Raw genomic sequence first — 13,286 nt, 5'->3', positions numbered from 1 at the left:
TTTTTTGACTTTATTTATAACATTAATTGCATTTGATTAATCGAATGCAATATCTATCAAAAAGACCAAAGAAACTAAGAGTTTATTATTTATATACGTCTAGATTGATGGAAAAAATATTTATAACTAGCTGATTGATTAATTGATATAACAATTAAATTTTGCTTTTAAAAAATCGTATTATCAAGCTTTTTTTACAATTTAATATTAAATTTGAATAACTACTGACAGTATAAAGTTCAATAGAATTACGATCATTAAATAGTTTATAAAATAAGTTTTACAAAAACTTTATCATAATGCATATTAAGTAAGAGTCTAGATTGGGAAACATAATATATAACCTTGTCAGGGTTGGGTTCCATGAGAGCTAATTTTACTGGAATGTGAATTAAAAATACTTTTTTCTCAGAATAGCTCGGAACTAATTTACCAACTATCAAACAAAATCTATGAAGCTCAATCACAAGCTCAATCTATACTCGTTCTTAGCTAGTTTTCCATTACTCAAAAAAAGCTACACTGCTAAAATCATGTTGGTGGCATTTTTGGGTACTCACATACCACTTCTAAGCTTACTCTTGAGTTTCGTGATCTCAAACTCCTATTCCTTGGAGATGGCGATTCGAGTTATGCTTATTGCTCTGTTGGCTACCTTAGCGGGTACAGCCGCCACCCTCTACGCACTACACCACCTGCTCAAACCAGTTATTTTGACATCTGCGGCATTGCACAATTATCTAAACACCAAAACCTTACCTAAATTGCCCACAGATTTTGCTGATGAAGCCGGTACATTGATGGCGGATACTTCACAAACTCTTTACAAATTAGATGAATTAATTCATTACATCAGTAATTATGACGATCTAACTGGATTGCCCAATCGCGATCTATTTCGCGATCGCCTCCATCAGACTCTATCTCAACCTGAAAATAATCAGCGCTTTGTAGCAGTCTTTTTGTTGGGTATTGATGATTTCACTGCTATGAGTCATGGTTTGGAGCATGAAACAACAAATTTGTTGTTAAGAGCAGTAGCTCAGAGGTTATCAGTCTGTATGACACAAACAGATATTTTTGCCCATTTGAGTGGAGATGAATTTGCCATTGCCCATATAGACATTATTTCTTTTGAAAGTGTGATTAAGCTATCTCAGATGGTATTAAGTACCCTGAGCAAACCTTTTTCTATACAGGGTAACTTGATTCATATTACCGCCAGCATCGGCATCACAATTAATGGAATAAATGAGCGTAATAGCGTAGATCAACTTTTGCAACAGGCTCATATCGCACTGTACCAGGCGAAGCAGCAAGGGCGTAGCAAATACCAATTCTATTCACCAGAAATTAATGCTCAGTTGCAGGAGCGAATAACTTTAGAAAATGAATTACGTGGAGCGCTTGAGCGCAATGAAATGCTGGTTTATTATCAACCTCTGATTGATTTACACAGCGGACAAATTACAGCTATGGAAGCGTTGGTTCGCTGGCAGCATCCTACATTAGGTTTGGTTTCGCCAACAAAATTTATTCCCATTGCTGAAGCCAATGGTTTGATCCTACCAATTGGTGAGTGGGTCTTGCGAACTGCTTGTGCCCAAAACCGTGCTTGGCAGCTTGCTGGATTTAACCCAATTCGGATGTCTGTAAATCTGTCAGCCCGACAGTTTGAACTACCGAATCTGGTTGAGGTTGTCAGTCAAATTCTTGAGGAAACTGGACTCCAAGTATCTTACCTGGAATTGGAAGTGACAGAAAGCTTCTTGATGGCTGATATGGAGCGATCGGTTAAAACCTTAAAACAATTACGAGAACTGGGTATATGCTTGGCTCTAGATGACTTCGGTACTGGTTATTCCTCCCTCAACTACTTGAAGCGCTTTCCTGTGAATATGCTCAAGATCGATCGCTCATTTGTACAGGATGTCACATCTAATCCTGATAGTGCCGCCGTCACGAATGCAATTATTGCCCTGGCAAAAAGTCTGCGGTTGAACATCACGGCAGAGGGTGTGGAAACCCAAGAACAGCTTGACTACCTGAAAATGCTGGGATGTGATGAAGGTCAGGGTTACTACTTCAGTTGTCCTGTACCAGCCGATCTAATTACCCCGATGTTGCAGAAAACTTTTCAGCAGATGGAGAAAATTCCAGCACAAGTGGATGCCTAAGCCAGAAAATACACCCCTGATAACGTTTCACTTAAATATTTGCTAGAAATGATTATCAGGGGGCAGGTTAAGGAGGCAGCTATACTGAAGGAATCCCCATAAATAAATTTACACTGACGCTGTGAGCCTCAGCCGAACGGAGATTTAACAAGGACACTGTATTTCTTGCGCCCAGTTAATAAAATACATATTTTTTTATTTTTCATAAATAAATTTAGTTGCTCTCAGACCATTTTGCCTCCAGAGAAAATTCTTTTCTAAAACCTCCTTCCCCCTGCCCCCTGCTTCCTGCCTCCTGTTTTTCTCCGGTGACATAAGCAGAGAAATCCAGGATTAATCAGACCAATAAAAGGTTATTTATTTTGAAACTGTAGAAAGCTTTGCAACCATGTGAGCACGAGATGAAACCTCAAGCTTGCGAAACATCCTTTTTAAAGCTTGCTTGACAGAGTTTTCAGTAATCCAAAGTTCAGCACTAATTTCTGCATTGGTTTGTCCTTGAGCCACCAAGGAAGCAATTTGCATTTCACGAGCCGTTAAACGCTTTGTCTGTAATAGTGGTTGTTGCAATCGCGTCATTGCCACCCAAGTAGAAATATGCAGACAAAGTGCACTCAAATCTGTAAGATTTTGTGAATCAAATGCAGGCATTCCCTGCTTACGAGTAAAACCTACCACGCCTACTAACTGCCCATTACTGACAATTGGCCCTGCCATGACGTGCCAGTGATCGGCGCGAGGACAAATCAACCTCCACGTCTTAGGTTCTACTACTAAAGCTTCATGAACAGGGGCATGATGTTCTAGCAAATAGCGTGCAACTGGGTTGTGTTGGGGTGATAATGCGATTTCCACTGCTTTTTGAAGCTTGCTGTTAGCTAGAGAAATTTGAGCAAAGAAAAACAGCCCACCTCGTGTAGCTGAAAAATATTCACTCATTTCTGTGGATATGTGCGATCGCAATGTCTCTTCATCTTTAGCTTGAGCAATTGCATGAAATAGAGCTTGTAAGGCAATCATGATTGGCAAATTGTACCCTTTCGAGGTCTAGGCGCAGTATAGCAACCAGACCTATCTTAGCTTTAGTCACACCAAGTCTTTTCCTTTGTTTGCTTTTTTTGGATTACTTAACTATGACTCTAAATCCTGGCATTGATGATACACAGATATCTGGGCGCTGGATTCAAATTAGTTTTTTTATCGCAGTAGTGTTTTTTAATCTCTGTTTAGCAACCCAAGTATTCAGCGTTGGACTGGCTTACTTTTACAACTCTAATTGGTGGAACCTACATATCTGGCTCGTGCGAGGATATAGCGGACTCTCGCTAATTTTGTTGATATGGGTGTTTCTAATGCCGTTTCCTTCAAGAGTCCAGAATCTTACTGCAAGTATTCCAGTGTTGTTGGGACTGCAATTTCTCACAATTCACTTGAAGACTTCTTTTCCTTTAGCAGTCTTCCATCCACTCATCGGCTTTTCCTTATTCTCTATTTCTACAACCCTAGTTCATCGGACATCTCGCATTGTATTTCCCAACCACAACCAAGACTAAATCCTTAACTTTCAATTCTTTTAGGTATAAGGATAGATTTCATAGCAACTGTCATCAGGAGATTGATTCATGACTTACTCACAAAAACATATTATTGGCTTGGTACTTTATCCTGGGATGGCGGCACTTGATATTGTAGGGCCCCAGACAGTTTTTAGTTTGCTTCCTGGTGTCCAGATCCACCGCATCTGGAAAGCGTTAGACCCGATCAAAACCGATGACGGAATGATGATTTTGCCTGATACCACCTTTGAAAATTGCCCACCCTTAGACGCGATCTGCGTCGGCGGCGGTTTAGGACAGAGTGCAGTAGTAAACGATCCAGAAGTACTTGAGTTTTTCCAGAAACAGGGGAGGACAGCAAAGTTCATCACCTCTGTGTGCAGCGGGTCTGAGTTTTTAGCGAAGGCAGGACTGCTACAAGGCTATCGAGCGGCGACTCACTGGATGGGGCGTGAACAACTCGCAACGTTGGGCGTTGAGGTCGGAACGGAGCGAGTTGTGATTGACCGAAATCGTATGACTGGTGGGGGGGTTACGGCAGGCATTGATTTTGGTCTAACGATCGCTGAAGTGCTTTGTGGTGACGAAGCCGCCAAGATCGCTCAACTATTAATGGAGTACGATCCAGCCCCTCCATTCGATGTCGGTTCACCCGAAAAAGCGGGGGCTGAGTTAGTCAATAAAGCAATGTTATATGCTACGGGGACATTGGGTTTAAACGTAAAATAGGCAGTCTGACATGACCACAAATTCGGAAATTGAACGTGTTCTCTACACGTTGGATACAAATCCGTTTTTATACGACTTAAATCGTCTTTAACCTCTGCTTGATTGCTCAGTTATTAACGATTGGGGTTGCTTAGTTCAACGATCCTGCTTGGTGGACTATTCATGTTTGGCTCGTTTGAGGGTACAGTGGACTGTCCTTTCTATTGCTGGGAGGGTCGTTGATCGCCCCATTTTCGGACAGAAGTTGTGGGTATAGAGCAGCATTAGCATAAAAAATGTATCGAGATGCGCTATCGACGCGATCTAACGTTTCTCCTGCTTCTTGAATTTGGATGCTCTCAATAATCCCAATAACCGCACCTTTACAGACGGACACCACTACCGCAATCGAGATTAAAATCTCTTAACCTTTCGTTACACTAGAGACATCGAGAAGGACGAAAGCAAACCTCTCGAAGCTGAAATCAAAGGTGAACGACATGAATGGCACAATTCGCGTTGGTAATCTCTTCGGAATTCCCTTCTATATCCATCCGTCATGGTTTTTAGTTCTAGGTTTGGTAACTTGGAGCTATAGCAGTGGACTGGCGGCGCAATTTCCCCAATTGTCTGCGGGATTGGCTTTGCTACTAGGATTGATGACAGCGCTGATGTTATTTGCCTCTGTCGTCGCCCATGAATTAGGCCACAGTTTCGTTGCAATTCGTCAGGGTATTGATGTCAAATCCATCACTCTGTTTATCTTTGGCGGTTTGGCTAGCTTAGAAAAAGAGTCGAAAACCCCAGGTGAGGCTTTCTGGGTTGCGATCGCCGGGCCTTTAGTTAGCTTACTACTCTGCGGTATCGTTACAGCGATTGGTGTTACTACATCTGCATCAGGGCCGTTAGCTGCAATTCTTGGTGTTCTAGCTTCTGTTAACTTGGCATTAGCCCTATTTAACCTGATTCCTGGTTTGCCATTAGATGGCGGAAATATACTGAAAGCTATCGTTTGGAAAATTACAGGTAATCCTTATAAAGGTGTAACCTTTGCGAGTCGAGTTGGGCAAATCTTTGGTTGGGTAGCAATTCTTTCAGGCGTACTTCCCCTACTATTATTTGGCAGCGCCGGTAACTTCTGGAATTTGTTAGTTGGCTTCTTCTTGTTGCAAAATGCTGGTAATTCGGCTCAATTTGCCAGAGTCCAAGAAAAACTTACAGGTTTGACTGCTGAAGATGCTGTAACTCATGACAGTCCGATAGTATCTGGTAATCTTAGCCTGAGAGAGTTTGCCGATGAGCGAGTCATCAGCGGGCAAAACTGGCATCGGTTCTTAGTGACTGATGATGATGGACAATTAGTAGGTGCGATCGCAATTGATAATTTAAGAACCATCCCCACAGCATTGTGGTCAGACACTCAAGTTAAAGAAGTCATGCGACCAATTACTGAATCTACCACAGTCCAATCAGATCGACCTCTGCTGGAAGTCATGCAGTTACTCGAACAACAAAAATTATCTGTGCTTCCCGTGATTCGCAAGAATGGTGTCCTAGTTGGAATCTTAGAAAAAGCTGCAATTATACAGCTACTTCAAAGCCGAACCCAACCTAACCCTGCATAAAGACGCAATTCATCGCGTCTATCAAAAAACCCTAAACCTTGTAGAGACGCAACAAATCGCGTCTCTATATTTTTTTATCACCCAAATTTTTGATTGCATGAAAAAACTCCATACAATTGAAAGAGCCTTCTTGACCGTTGCCTCTTATCTGTCCCCGTAAATTAAGTTCAAAAATCAAATCGGATTGTTATGTAGCACTCCTATTTAATTTTTGAATAAAACTCAGTATATATCTATTCCCTATTCCCTATTCCCTATTCCCTGTATTTATTTTCCAAGGATTTTTACGAGATAGCAGGTATATCCCTAGCAATGATAGACCCAACACTGACGCAGGTTCGGGTATAGTTTTGATTTTGGCATAAATAGCTGTTGTAGTTGTAGCTTCTTCAAGAGCCTTAATACTTATCTGGCGACCGTCTAGATTAAAACCGATTAACTCAAGGGTATATTTATTACTTCCAAAGGTGAAACTGCGATTACTCAACTTTGTGTCTAAAAATACCAAGTCTGCACTCTTCTCAGGGTCTTTTGGGTCGTTAAGTGTATTTACTAAACGTAAATTGAAGTCAAAAACTTGGCTGGTTCCCACAGGTTGGCTGAAAGATACATTGAGATTTAAAGGTACAAATTCAACGCTTGAACCAGTGTTTACTGTTCCATTAAAGTAAGTCAAATCAGCTATTTTGAATACAGAGTTAATGTCCGCAGCAAATGAAGTTCCATTAGAGGTTAGTTTATTTGGAAGTCCTGACAATGACGACGAATTAACTTTACCCCAAGTAAATGCGTTACTTCCCACACCTGTATATATGGGATTAGTATCAGTGCTTCCTGGAGTAGGATTTCCCCATGTCGCACTAGAGATGCCAGAAAAAGTTAGAGCTTGTGCTTGACCAGAGAAACTAAATCCTGTGGCCGAACTCACAAAAAAACTAGATATAGCAGTAGCAAAAACAAAGCTTAGTTTCATAATTCTAGGTTTAAACGTTCATTCTGGAGCTTCTTTCAAGTAGGTATTCAGTCTACCTTAGTAAATTTACGGAAAATACGCCAATGTCTTCTTGTATTTTTTATAAAATATTTATGTGTATTTCAAAATAATTTAATGAATAATTTATATTTATGAAGTTAAAATTATGACTTGTTAAAATATATTTCACTAGTTTGTAATTAGTAAAACAGTAAACCGATTGTAAAATTTCCCTAACACGCTACCTCTCAGCAAGAGTGGAGACTTTAAGGGAAGTCAAAGGCGGATTAGGGTTCTTTTTTGATTTATGCAAGAAGTCTAGTAATTACGCAGGCAATTACGTAGGCGTAGCCCGTCGTAAACATCGCTACCTTACTTGACTTACCAATAAATTGTCAAGCTGATATGAAGTTACAGTTTTTTGACATTCTCCGCACTATGGGGAGGAATGGGATTCACAATTTTGACAAAATCTCTGGTAACAACTGGCTAGGAACTTTAGATAAAGCCAGATTTTGTCCCTGTATGCCTAACTCATTATGAAAAGCACGAATAGTTTTCACCACATAAGCAAAGGTTGTTTGATAAGCCTCTGGTTGTTTACTTAATCCGTTTAAGGCTTGCAAATGGTTATCTAATGCTACTTCTAAGTGTTGAGAGCGTGTCGCTTTGTCAATATTAAAAGACTTATCTATTACTAGCTGATAATGTGCTAGTCCCAGGTTATTGTGAGAGGCAAGCAAATCAAAACTTAAAGAAGTACCGCTAAGTGAGTGAGCCAAAGCTATAGCTTCCTCGTAAGCGTTGATACATAGTTGCAGATATTTTTGCCGTGCCTCTTTGGTAGTTTCAGATAGGTTTGCTAGATGCCAGTAGGCAGTACCCAGATTATTTTGTGTAGCGGCGCAGGCACTGGGAACATTAGCTGGAGTGCGATACTTGAGAGCTTCGCTATAAACATCTATGGCTAGCTGGAGATTTTGGGCAGGTTGTTCGTATTGTGCCAGATTCCAAAACGCAGTACCGATATTGTTTTGAATCATGCCATACTTGAGCGGTTCGGCTTCCGGGTTGTAGTGTGCAAGTGCTTCATTGTAAGCTGCGATCGCTTTCTTTAAATGCACAATCGGTTGGTTGTATTGCCCTAAATGCCAGTAAGCAGTACCCAAATTATTTTGGCAAGCCGCATACTTTAATGAATCCATTTCAGCTGTACGGTAGCTGAGTGCTTCACTGTAAGCCAAAATTGCTTGCTGCCAATTTTCCGATGGGTGAGAGAAACGAGCTAAATCACCATAGGCTGTCCCCAAATTATTTTGTACGCGAGCGTAAGTTTCCGAATGTGTCTGAGGCGAAATTATCTTTAACGCCAACTGATAAAATTCTATTGCCTGCTCTATATAAGTTTGTCCCTCTTCAGAATTGGGTGGTGTGCGGTATAGCATCCAGTAGAGTGTACCCAAATCATTTAAGATATCTGGGAGTTGCGGTGAGCTTTCGTCATAGCTAATTGCTTCCTGATAGGCAATAATTGCCACCATTAGGTTTTCTAGAGTTGCCTCTCCTTGCTCAATGCGAAGACGGTATAAAGTACCCAAGCGATGATAAGCCTCTGCCAGTATCTCCTCTGAAACAAGATTTTCGTGTAATTCTTCAATCTCCAATAAAATCTGCTGTGGTTGTAAGGAATCCTCTGTATTTTTGGTAGTACTTGTATTTATTGTTGCTGTTACTAGCTCCCTTAACTCACTGCTAATATGAGATAAAGACGATAGCGATTGATTATTACTCCCACTACCAGACCGATTTGTAGATTCCTGTTGTTGTGGCGTAGCCTTCAAGAAATCTGCTGTTGATGGTGAAACTTCCTCAGTTTGGTGTACGCGATTCCCTTGTATCTCTACTGGAAAATCAGAATTATTCTCAAACTTGAACTCAGTAGCTGCGGTTCTGAGTTCTGCTTGGTTAGCTGATTCATCTAGAATCGACTGCTCAATATTCCCTAAATCCAAGCTTCCTGAACGTGAAAAACGTTCTGGATAGGCCAAATTCTGAGTTGCTGGTGTGGGTTCTCCAGCAAACACAAATACGCCAGTACGACAACGCCAAAACTGTGGTGCTGATTGCTTAATAGCCGACAACCAAGGACGTGGTATCCACAAAAGCAAATTAGATTCTAGGAATCGGCTGGATTCTTGTGTAGAGAAATATTGTTCGCTTAAGCGGAGATAGTGCAAAAATAAACGCTGTGTTGCAACTGGTTGCTTCGTAAGATGTTCCACGCCGACAATCTGAAATGCTGGTACTGGAAAAGGTCTTCCAGGAGTATCTTTTGATGCCTCAACAATTGGCGGTGGGTAATTAGTCAACCATTGATTAATCTGGATTATGGGGTTCGGATCGTTTAAATTCAAACGCAACGTGACTAATCGCGGATAAGCTGGAGTGCTATTTTCCTGAGCATTTGATGATTGATATAGTACCTGGCCAACAGGATAAGCCAATGTAGAATGCAAACGGGCTGCTACCTGATTTCTTAAATATAAATCATCACAGACTGCCAAAAGAATTTGTCGTCGTAAGCCAAGACTTAAGGCAAGTTTCAGGCGGTGGTATACTTGCCGATTCCAAGTAGAATTATTGTTGGGTGCAGTATCATTCACGCTCATAGCGGCTAAAAAGCCAAAACATAGTACATATCACCTTTCTGGGTGCATTCAAGTGGGCTAAAGTCATAATAAAAATGATTTTTAATAAGTAGATGTTGTGCTGCTGTGGATATATTGAGCCTTCAATTATAGTTGGAAAAATAAAGTATAATTATATACTTTCATTCCTAGTTCAATTTTAACAAAAAATAAAAAAGCAGGCCCCTCTTAAAATCGGAACCTGAAAAACTATACAAAAGATGAAGTTTTCTTAAAATGTTTTACGATCAGCTGCTCTTAGAAACAAAGAAGGCGACTAGAATCAAGCCGGCAACCAAAGCTGTAGCGGCAATTCCTAGTAAGAGATAAGTTCGCTTTTGCCCTTCTGTGGGAGGTTCTGCTTGATAAACCTTTGGTTCCCGGGCAAAATTATTCAGAAGACCGCCTTCTTCATTGGTATAGGGCATGAATGAATTCCTTTATCTTTATCGTTAATTTAATGTTACATAAATGCTAAATCTGGTCTTAAACTGCTAGATAAATCGTTACATTTTGGATTGGGGACAAGAGGCAGAGGAGCAGAGGGGCAGAGGGGAAAGACTTACTGCTACTTCTCCTCTGCTCCCCTGCTCCCCTGCCTCTCCAGTCCCCATTCCCTAACTAGTAATCGTCCCAGTTAGAGGTGAACTAGGACTGGCGTAATCTTTAATGGGCATTCTGCCAGCAAGATATGCTAGACGACCGGCGACTGTCGCTAAATTCATCGCATGAGCCATTGCTGCTGGTTTTGGAGAAAGAGCGATCGCACTATTAATCAACAAGGCATCTGCTCCCAATTCCATTGCCTGGGCGGCTTCTGAGGGTGAACCAATACCAGCATCTACCACCACTGGCACACCTGCATTTTCGATGATTATTTGGATATTGGCAGTTGTTTTCAGTCCTTGTCCAGAACCAATTGGTGATGCCAAAGGCATGACTGTAGCACAACCTACTTCTTCTAAACGCTTGGCTAACATCGGGTCAGCATTGATATAGGGCAATACTGCAAAGCCTTCTTTAACTAGTTGTTCTGCTGCTTGCAATGTCCCAATCGGGTCTGGGAGTAAATACTTAAGGTCGGGTATTACTTCTAACTTTATAAAGTTATTATCTTCTTGCCCCAATAATTTCGCCATTTCTCGCCCTAAACGCGCCACCCGAATTGCCTCTTCAGCAGTTTGACAACCTGCGGTATTGGGTAACATCCAGATTTTCGTCCAATCTAAGGCTTCCGCTAAACCTTCATGCCCCGGAGCCTTGGTTTGTACCCGTCGTACTGCTACGGTGACAATTTGGCAATCGCTAGCGGCGACGCTTTGCTGCATTTCCTCAATGCTGCGATACTTACCAGTTCCCGTCATCAAGCGGGATTGAAAGGTTTTGCCAGCGATAATTAGTGGGGAATCGGTAGAGACGGGATTAATCGCGTCTGTGGGGAGTGGGGATATAGCAGAGTGATGTCCGTTAGAGAAATTGGCAGAGTGAGTCAGCATTGCGGTGGAGGTAGATGACTTGGACTGGAAACGCGAATAGTGAAAATCAGCAAGTAAGGGGTCAGATTTTTGTTCTAAGATTAAATCGGCAATCAAAGCGGCAGTTACGGGCGCAAGTAGAATTCCGTTGCGGTAATGACCCGTAGCAAAGGTTAAATTTTGACAGTGGCTAGTGCCCAGGATGGGTAATTCATCAGGGGTAGTTGGGCGAAATCCCCACCAAAATTCCTGGATGGGATAATGCTTTAATTGGGGATACAGGCGAATGGCAGCTTGTAGTAATTTTTGAATACCTTCTGGGGTGTTGTTGGGGATAAAGCCAACATCTTCACTGGTTGCGCCAATAACCAGGCGATCGCGTCTTGGTACGATGTAAATATCCTGCCCGAACAAAACCCGCTTCAAAGGCAATTCCGGCGAAACTTCTGGTATCCGCACACTCAGCATTTGTCCTTTTCTGGGTAGCACGGGTAGCGGTAACAATTCATTTGACCAAGCACCTGAAGCTAAAACATAGTGCGCGGCGCGAATTATTCCAGCATTGGTTTGCACGCCAACCACTTGTCCCTGCTGCTGTAAAAATGCTTCTACTCTAATACCGTCTTTGAGTTCAACACCAACAGACTCAGCAGCCGTCCGCAATACATGAGCTAGAGCTTTATTATCAACTTGAGCGTCTTCAGGATACCACCAGCCACCAACTACCTCGGCTCCCAATCCTGGTTGATATTGATGAATTGCCTCTTTGTTTAACCAGTAAGCCGGGGACTCTTCGCTAGCAGAGGGGCAGAGGGGCAGAGGGGCAGAGGAGAGGAGTTTTCCCTCCTCCCCTGCTCCCCTGCTCCCCTGCCCCCCTGCTTCTTCAAAAACAGGTGCAAGGATACCACAGGCGCGGTAGCCAGTATTTAAGCCGGTCAGTTCTTCTAATTTGCGCGTCCAGTCGGGATATAAAGCACGCGATCGCCAACACAAGGAACGCATTGCTTCATTAGCAATGTTTTCCGCATCTGGTGCCAACATCCCGGCGGCGGCGTGGGTAGCGGCAGCCTGAAAGTCACGACAAAGCACGGTGACATTTGTCCCGCGCAATTTTAGTTCAATGGCGATCGCTAAACCAATAACGCCACCACCAATAATCACAGTCTCACTAATCATTAGTCATTAGTCATTAGTCATCTGTCATTAGCCATTTATCATTAGTACATAACTAATAACTCATAACTCATAACTCATAACTTATAACTTATAACTTGTAACTAAAGACGGGTCTGAAGACGGATCTGATCGTTACCACAAGGCGCGAATTGGTTCGTTGTTTTGATTTGTATTGCTAGATGGTGTGCTTGTTTCTGAAGAATTTGTATTGCCGTCTGTTGTACTGTCAGTTGAGTCATCGCTAGAATTCTGGGCAACGTTACTCCTGTTGTCAGGTCTTGGGGCTACAATAGAGCGCCTATTTTCGTTTGTTTGAGTTGTTTCGTTTCCTTCTGTTGCAGTTTCTTCATTCTTGCTGCCAGCACTGCTATTAACATTGATATTAGCTGGCAGGACTTCTGATTTCTTGTCACTAGGAGCGTTAGCAGTTTGTACGCCCATCGGAAAGTTGATGCCTAGTAATGTACCAAGCAGAATGGCTAAACCTCCAGCCATTAAAATTAAGGGTGTCCATCTACCCATCTTGTCTTAACTCCTTTTTAACCTTTTGGTGTCCACACTATTCGAGAACCTTGTCCCCAAAATCCATCAAACTTTGTCACTTTCACATCGCCTAAAACCTGAGTTTGACAGGCTAAACGTAAGTCTGTTGTAGGAGAATGGGGAGGAAGCGAACGCCGCGCAGGGTCGCGCCAATTCGCTGCTGAGACTTTGCCCTCTACCTTAACCGCGCAGGTACCGCAACTGCCAATGCCCCGACAGTTTATTACCTTAGCACCGTCATTGTAGAGGTCAATACCATTTTGCAGCAAAATCTTGCGGAGATTGCTTCCATGCTCGCAATCAATTGTTTTACCTTCAGCTATTACTTTAGGCATTTTTAAGTTGCCAAACCGGCTTTTTGTTGTA

General features: G+C 42.1%; 12 protein-coding genes. 4 read left to right on the top strand and 8 right to left on the bottom strand.

Features of this window, described 5'->3' with window-relative positions:
- Positions 1 to 452: 452 nt before the first annotated feature.
- Complete coding sequence (locus ACR5KR_RS15085; RefSeq protein ID WP_448267086.1) at positions 453 to 2,177, top strand: putative bifunctional diguanylate cyclase/phosphodiesterase; 1,725 nt, start codon at positions 453 to 455, stop codon at positions 2,175 to 2,177.
- Positions 2,178 to 2,534: 357 nt separating this feature from the next.
- Here ACR5KR_RS15085 and ACR5KR_RS15080 read toward each other — a convergent pair whose 3' ends face one another.
- Complete coding sequence (locus ACR5KR_RS15080) at positions 2,535 to 3,197, bottom strand: LuxR C-terminal-related transcriptional regulator (RefSeq protein WP_445631671.1); 663 nt, start codon at positions 3,195 to 3,197, stop codon at positions 2,535 to 2,537.
- A gap of 113 nt (positions 3,198 to 3,310) precedes the next feature.
- Here ACR5KR_RS15080 and ACR5KR_RS15075 point away from each other — a divergent pair, with 113 nt between their 5' ends.
- Positions 3,311 to 3,730, top strand: coding sequence for a DUF6220 domain-containing protein (locus ACR5KR_RS15075; protein WP_448267085.1), 420 nt, complete (start codon positions 3,311 to 3,313; stop codon positions 3,728 to 3,730).
- A gap of 69 nt (positions 3,731 to 3,799) precedes the next feature.
- A complete protein-coding gene (locus ACR5KR_RS15070; protein WP_448267084.1) occupies positions 3,800 to 4,462 on the top strand; it encodes a DJ-1/PfpI family protein in 663 nt (220 codons plus the stop codon).
- Between the two features lie 160 nt (positions 4,463 to 4,622).
- Here ACR5KR_RS15070 and ACR5KR_RS15065 read toward each other — a convergent pair whose 3' ends face one another.
- A complete protein-coding gene (locus ACR5KR_RS15065; RefSeq protein WP_448267083.1) occupies positions 4,623 to 4,838 on the bottom strand; it encodes a hypothetical protein in 216 nt (71 codons plus the stop codon).
- Positions 4,839 to 4,941: 103 nt separating this feature from the next.
- On the opposite strand from ACR5KR_RS15065, the gene ACR5KR_RS15060 reads away from it, so the two are divergent.
- The gene (locus ACR5KR_RS15060) at positions 4,942 to 6,066 is read left to right on the top strand and encodes a site-2 protease family protein (RefSeq protein WP_448267082.1); all 1,125 of its coding nucleotides are present in this window, start codon (positions 4,942 to 4,944) and stop codon (positions 6,064 to 6,066) included.
- Between the two features lie 247 nt (positions 6,067 to 6,313).
- On the opposite strand, the gene ACR5KR_RS15055 is transcribed toward ACR5KR_RS15060, so the two are convergent.
- The 6 genes from ACR5KR_RS15055 to ACR5KR_RS15030 all read right to left on the bottom strand — a co-directional run bounded on the left by ACR5KR_RS15055 (position 6,314) and on the right by ACR5KR_RS15030 (position 13,255).
- The gene (locus ACR5KR_RS15055) at positions 6,314 to 7,039 is read right to left on the bottom strand and encodes a choice-of-anchor K domain-containing protein (RefSeq protein WP_448267081.1); all 726 of its coding nucleotides are present in this window, start codon (positions 7,037 to 7,039) and stop codon (positions 6,314 to 6,316) included.
- 455 nt (positions 7,040 to 7,494) lie between these two features.
- On the bottom strand, positions 7,495 to 9,708 hold the full coding sequence (locus ACR5KR_RS15050) for a tetratricopeptide repeat protein (protein ID WP_448267080.1): 2,214 nt from the start codon (positions 9,706 to 9,708) through the stop codon (positions 7,495 to 7,497).
- A 266-nt stretch (positions 9,709 to 9,974) separates the two neighbouring features.
- A complete protein-coding gene (gene psb34, locus ACR5KR_RS15045) occupies positions 9,975 to 10,154 on the bottom strand; it encodes a photosystem II assembly protein Psb34 (protein ID WP_322659602.1) in 180 nt (59 codons plus the stop codon).
- A 189-nt stretch (positions 10,155 to 10,343) separates the two neighbouring features.
- On the bottom strand, positions 10,344 to 12,377 hold the full coding sequence (gene thiO, locus ACR5KR_RS15040) for a glycine oxidase ThiO (protein WP_448267079.1): 2,034 nt from the start codon (positions 12,375 to 12,377) through the stop codon (positions 10,344 to 10,346).
- A gap of 132 nt (positions 12,378 to 12,509) precedes the next feature.
- Positions 12,510 to 12,899 carry a hypothetical protein gene (locus tag ACR5KR_RS15035; protein ID WP_445631678.1) on the bottom strand — a complete coding sequence of 130 codons (390 nt, stop codon included), beginning with the start codon at positions 12,897 to 12,899 and terminating at the stop codon, positions 12,510 to 12,512.
- 17 nt (positions 12,900 to 12,916) lie between these two features.
- Positions 12,917 to 13,255, bottom strand: coding sequence for a 2Fe-2S iron-sulfur cluster-binding protein (locus ACR5KR_RS15030; protein ID WP_445631679.1), 339 nt, complete (start codon positions 13,253 to 13,255; stop codon positions 12,917 to 12,919).
- Between the last annotated feature and the right edge of the window lie 31 nt (positions 13,256 to 13,286).

This window comes from Nostoc sp. DSM 114159 (assembly GCF_053470285.1).
The sequence above is the reverse complement of the archived record's forward strand: the minus strand, read 5'-3'. Positions and strand labels throughout refer to the sequence as shown.

What these genes read in the sequence shown, in the direction of transcription:
- psb34 (WP_322659602.1), bottom strand. Translation starts at nt 10,154, where the DNA reads ATGCCCTATACCAATGAAGAAGGCGGTCTTCTGAATAATTTTGCCCGG.
- ACR5KR_RS15055 (WP_448267081.1), bottom strand. Translation starts at nt 7,039, where the DNA reads ATGAAACTAAGCTTTGTTTTTGCTACTGCTATATCTAGTTTTTTTGTG.
- ACR5KR_RS15060 (WP_448267082.1), top strand. Translation starts at nt 4,942, where the DNA reads ATGAATGGCACAATTCGCGTTGGTAATCTCTTCGGAATTCCCTTCTAT.
- ACR5KR_RS15030 (WP_445631679.1), bottom strand. Translation starts at nt 13,255, where the DNA reads ATGCCTAAAGTAATAGCTGAAGGTAAAACAATTGATTGCGAGCATGGA.
- ACR5KR_RS15050 (WP_448267080.1), bottom strand. Translation starts at nt 9,708, where the DNA reads ATGAGCGTGAATGATACTGCACCCAACAATAATTCTACTTGGAATCGG.
- ACR5KR_RS15070 (WP_448267084.1), top strand. Translation starts at nt 3,800, where the DNA reads ATGACTTACTCACAAAAACATATTATTGGCTTGGTACTTTATCCTGGG.
- thiO (WP_448267079.1), bottom strand. Translation starts at nt 12,377, where the DNA reads ATGATTAGTGAGACTGTGATTATTGGTGGTGGCGTTATTGGTTTAGCG.
- ACR5KR_RS15035 (WP_445631678.1), bottom strand. Translation starts at nt 12,899, where the DNA reads ATGGGTAGATGGACACCCTTAATTTTAATGGCTGGAGGTTTAGCCATT.
- ACR5KR_RS15080 (WP_445631671.1), bottom strand. Translation starts at nt 3,197, where the DNA reads ATGATTGCCTTACAAGCTCTATTTCATGCAATTGCTCAAGCTAAAGAT.
- ACR5KR_RS15085 (WP_448267086.1), top strand. Translation starts at nt 453, where the DNA reads ATGAAGCTCAATCACAAGCTCAATCTATACTCGTTCTTAGCTAGTTTT.
- ACR5KR_RS15075 (WP_448267085.1), top strand. Translation starts at nt 3,311, where the DNA reads ATGACTCTAAATCCTGGCATTGATGATACACAGATATCTGGGCGCTGG.